The organism is Lyngbya confervoides BDU141951 (assembly GCF_000817775.3).
In the GTDB taxonomy this organism is placed as follows: Bacteria; Cyanobacteriota; Cyanobacteriia; order Thermosynechococcales; family Thermosynechococcaceae; genus Lyngbya; species Lyngbya confervoides.
Genome location: NZ_JTHE03000050.1, coordinates 1 through 4,245 on the forward strand (window position 1 = coordinate 1; position 4,245 = coordinate 4,245).

Annotated in this window: 2 protein-coding genes; one reads left to right on the plus strand and one right to left on the minus strand. The window is 50.3% G+C overall.

Going from position 1 to position 4,245, the window contains the following annotated elements; translation table 11 throughout:
• The first annotated feature begins 926 nt into the window (after window positions 1–926).
• Window positions 927–2,387, plus strand: coding sequence for a WD40 repeat domain-containing protein (locus tag QQ91_RS09075; protein ID WP_166284007.1), 1,461 nt, complete (start codon window positions 927–929; stop codon window positions 2,385–2,387).
• Window positions 2,388–2,653: 266 nt separating this feature from the next.
• Here QQ91_RS09075 and QQ91_RS09080 read toward each other — a convergent pair whose 3' ends face one another.
• On the minus strand, window positions 2,654–4,159 hold the full coding sequence (locus QQ91_RS09080; protein WP_166284009.1) for a WD40 repeat domain-containing protein: 1,506 nt from the start codon (window positions 4,157–4,159) through the stop codon (window positions 2,654–2,656).
• Window positions 4,160–4,245 lie beyond the last annotated feature (86 nt).

Consider the following 4,245-nt stretch of genomic DNA (forward strand, 5'->3'; position numbering starts at 1 on the left):
GAGATTTCGCTGCGTTTACCATATTTTTCTTGATTTTCTTGAAACTAAGATTATCCTATCTCAATCCTATTCGAGATGATACTCTTTTCAGGAATTTCACCTCAATAATCCCTACTGGATCAAGGTCTTGGAACCTGAGAAGGCACCATGGACCCATGAGGCTCTGGCGTGATTCGAACTGACGGCTGAGGGGTATCTTGAGGCTAAGGCAAACAGTGTATTGACCGATTGTTGCAGTCGGGTGGCCCACCCAAGTTTAGTGAGTCCTGGGAGGATAGTAATCATGAAAGAGGAGCAAACCTGCGGTGGCTGTCATTTCTTTAGGCCAAGTAAAGGGATGTGCTCCAAAATTGTTCAGCCCTTAGATAAAAGATGGGGAGCGTATCTGCCGTGCCAGGCCCTCTACACTGCCTGTGAGAACTGGCAGCACCGGGCCGCCGCGCTTGAAGCGATACAAGCGGAGGCGACACTGCCAAAGACCCATGGCTAATTCTGCCCAAAACAGCTCTGCATCCATCCCTTCGCAGCCGTGGCCCGAGGAGCGATCGCACTCAAGTGTTGCGCCGAGAAGCTAGCGGTGAACCTAGACTCTCAATCGTTGAAAAGTGCAGATGTCAATCTGAGAGTACATCGGCTAGATCTCGAAGCAGTTTTGCCCCATCGCCTCGCCATGCACTGTCATGCATACAGGCAAGGGGGCTTGGATTTGTCGAAGCCAGTTTCTCAAGCATCACACGGACGTTCTTGGTGTGGGAGAAGTAATCTATCCCGTGGCGGCACGCCTCGCTTGGTCCAATTACCCTGTTTGCACCATCTTGAGCGCTGAAGTGTTCAGGGCTATTTTATCATTGTCATACCCTAGCCACGCCCTTGGTTAAGAAGGCATGAGGGGGCGTGGAAAACATGTCTCAACACCTTGAAATCGTATGAGTTATCTCAACCTGGATTTCTTTCTCAATACCGTCCTGCCCAAACTCCTGACGATGACGCTGGTGAGTTTTGTAATTGGCAGTGTAACGGGTGCGGTTATCGGCTGGATTGTCAAGCTGATTGGGCGGAGACGGCAGCGCGATCAAGACTCGATTCAGCCCAAACGCTGGGTTCTCACTGCTGCGATGTTTGGTTCCTTTATCGGCATGTTGCTAATTGGCATGTTGCCGATTCAGGCCAGCCCGGCCTCACTGATTGGCGGGCCTTATAGTGGAATCTGGCTGATGATGATGGTGATCTTGTTGGCCCCGACGGGCTCAATTTTGGGGGCCGTGGTGGGTGCGGTTCTGGGTGCTCAACTCCCGGCTCGAATCAACCCCCTAAAATTGGCAGCAATTGTGACGCTGGTGAGCTATCTGATTTGTATCGTTGCGCTTTACCTGGGACTGGCTCCCCCACCTGTGACAATCAGCCCCTCGCAAACCAACAGTCCGTTTCCCGTGGTCGCTCAGATTCAGGGCTACGAGTCGTTTCCTAACGATATTGCCCTGAGTGACAATGGTCAACAACTGGCCATTGCCAACGTCAGGTATGGCGAGACGCGGGTTGAAGTTTTGGACTTATCCGCCCGGCGAGTGGTCCATAGATTGAAACCTGATTATGCCTTTGGACTAGCATTTAATCAGGACAGCCAGGAGTTAGTCACCGTTCGGTTTCATGACACCGTGGTGCAGACTCTGTCCACGGGTGCGGTGCGACTGCGTCTGGATGGGGAAGGAGTTGTCTATCCCATGGCGGGCAATAAACTCGTGACCTTGGCAGTTGTAGACCCCTGGAAGGCTAAGCCCGATACCAAGCTAGATCCCTCCAGTTTTAAGGTTTGGGATTTAACGACTGGCAAACTGCTGCAAACCATTCCCGCCGACCTCAGCAAAGTCGACCAAGCCAATCTACCCATCGCAGTCAGCCCAGACCGGAAACTGCTGGCTTTTCCGCCCACACTCTACAGTAACCAGATTCAGGTTTGGGATATCACCACCGGCAAGCAGGTGAGTGCCCTAATCAACCAGACCCCGGCCGGAATTCTTGCCCTGACCTTTTCTCCCGATGGTCAACAACTTGCGGTTGCCCTCGGTCAAGGGCCATCCCTGTCGGTCTGGGATTGGCAGGAGGCGAAATTGTTCAAAACCATTGCCGATGCCGAGCGGGCCGAAAAGTTGTATTGGCCCAACCCAGGCATTTTTGTCGATAGCGAGGGGGGGTTTCAGGTTTGGGACCCGCAAACGGGAACGCACCTGCAGGCCCTGGACTTGAAACCTGAAGCACCTCTCCAGTCAAGTGGTGCAGGTTTCAAGCTTCCCTCGTTTAGTCGCTCGGCTCTCAGCGCCGACCGCACCACCCTCGCGGCTGCCAGTCACAAACAGGGCATCTGGGTATGGCGGGTAGATCAGAATTAATTTCGGTAAAGTCAACCAAAAGAAAATCAAGTGCTGTCAAAGCGCTGCCAACCTCCGAGTTTACCTGGGAGGATGTCACCTTTGTCTGCCAAGCATCCCGTTAAGATCGGCGCAGTGATGTGCCAGGACTTGGGGCACGTTATCTTCTTTCCACTGAGCCCCTGATATTTTGATGCTCCAATCTGCTTAATGCCATGCAGCAACTTGGGATGCGGTGTATTCGCTTACTCCAAGGGCACTATCAAAAAACGGACCCTGAACATGGCCTAGCTATCAAGGTCAACACTCCATATTCGTACTGAATTGTCCCAACTCCCACTGGCAATAATTGATTTATTGGGTGCAAGGGCCAGAGAATATACCCCGTGACGATGGCCATCTAATCGAACACGAATTTGCTTGGTCAGAAGATCCCAAATGAAAATGCTGTTATCATCTGAAGAACTCACTAGATGATTTCCATCAGGGGTGAATAAAAGTTGCCATACTGCGGCTGTATGTCCCTCTAATGTTGCGTATTGCTCACCAGATGTTACGTCCCATAAGCAAATCCTGCGATCCCAGCTTCCCGATGCCAAGGTTTGCCCGTTAGGGCTAAAAGCCAAGGAATATATGCCAAATTTATGTCCTTCCAGGTCGTGTAACGTTTCGCCCGTTGTCGCATTCCATAATCGAACGTGATGATCGTTTGACCCACTGGCAATCACATGCTTAGAAATTGGGCTAACAGCGAGTGAGAGAACAGAATTTTTATGACCGAGGAGCGAACGTCGAATTGCACCACTGTCAACATTCCAAATCTTGATTTCACCATCATCGGAGCCGCTAGCAAGAGTTTTATCATCGCAAAAGACTAGAGCATTAATTCCTTTTCGATGACCACTTTCGATAGTACGAAGCAGTTTTCCATTCCGATACTCCCAGAAGCTCAGCTTTCTATTTTTAGAAGCTAGAACCAAAAACTCATCGTTTGGACTCATTGCTAATGCCTTAATTGCATCTCGATGGGCATCTTTAACATCATGAATCAGTTGAAAGGATAGACACTCATCGTAGGTTTTCCAAATCTTTAAGCTTTTGTCGTCGCCCGCAGCACATAAGTACATACCATCTCGACTAAACTGAAGCCCTCGGACCGTATGCTTAAAGTCCTGCGTCAGAATGTAATTGCTTGGCCTCATTTGATCCAGGATTTCAGCTTCCTCCCGAAAATGAGTCTCCAGCTTATCTAATAATACTTGCTCAGCCTCTGTGATTTTTGCGTCAGACCGAGCAAGTCGCTCAGCCTGAGCAAGCGCAACCAGACCATATTCAGGTTGAAGCTCCTGCAGCAACACATCAAATTCTCTGAGTGAATGAATATGCTTTTTGATGCTGCGCCGAGCATTTTCCTCCAGGGGAAGTTGACCGATCGCTTCTTCTAAATTCTTTGCATCACATTCGGGATGTCCGGCCAAAATCATGTGAGCTAAGATTCCGTCTAATGCATTTTCCTGTTCAATTGCTTCCTCAAGTACCTGTTCTGATTTCTGCTGCCCCTCGCTCAAAGCTTCTTCATTCTCTTTTCCTGACAGGATTGCCTTGTAGTACTGATTGGCAGAGGCCCCAAGGGCATAGGTCATCACTGCGTTGCCACCTGCACCCACCAAGGCTCCAGCCATTGGAATATTTCGAGCCAAGCCAACCCCTGCTTTAAGCGCTGCATTCCCTCCAAATGCCAAGCTAAAAATAGTAAGTGCTTCTATCTTTCGCGCGGAATCCTGGGGATCCATCTCATGGGCAGTAACCGTCCCAGCGGCTTACGCAGCCATCGGGGTTTCAAGGTTACCCAACGGCTGAGGCACGAGTGATGGAGCCT

What these genes read in the sequence shown, in the direction of transcription:
- QQ91_RS09075 (WP_166284007.1), top strand. Translation starts at nt 927, where the DNA reads ATGAGTTATCTCAACCTGGATTTCTTTCTCAATACCGTCCTGCCCAAA.
- QQ91_RS09080 (WP_166284009.1), bottom strand. Translation starts at nt 4,159, where the DNA reads ATGGATCCCCAGGATTCCGCGCGAAAGATAGAAGCACTTACTATTTTT.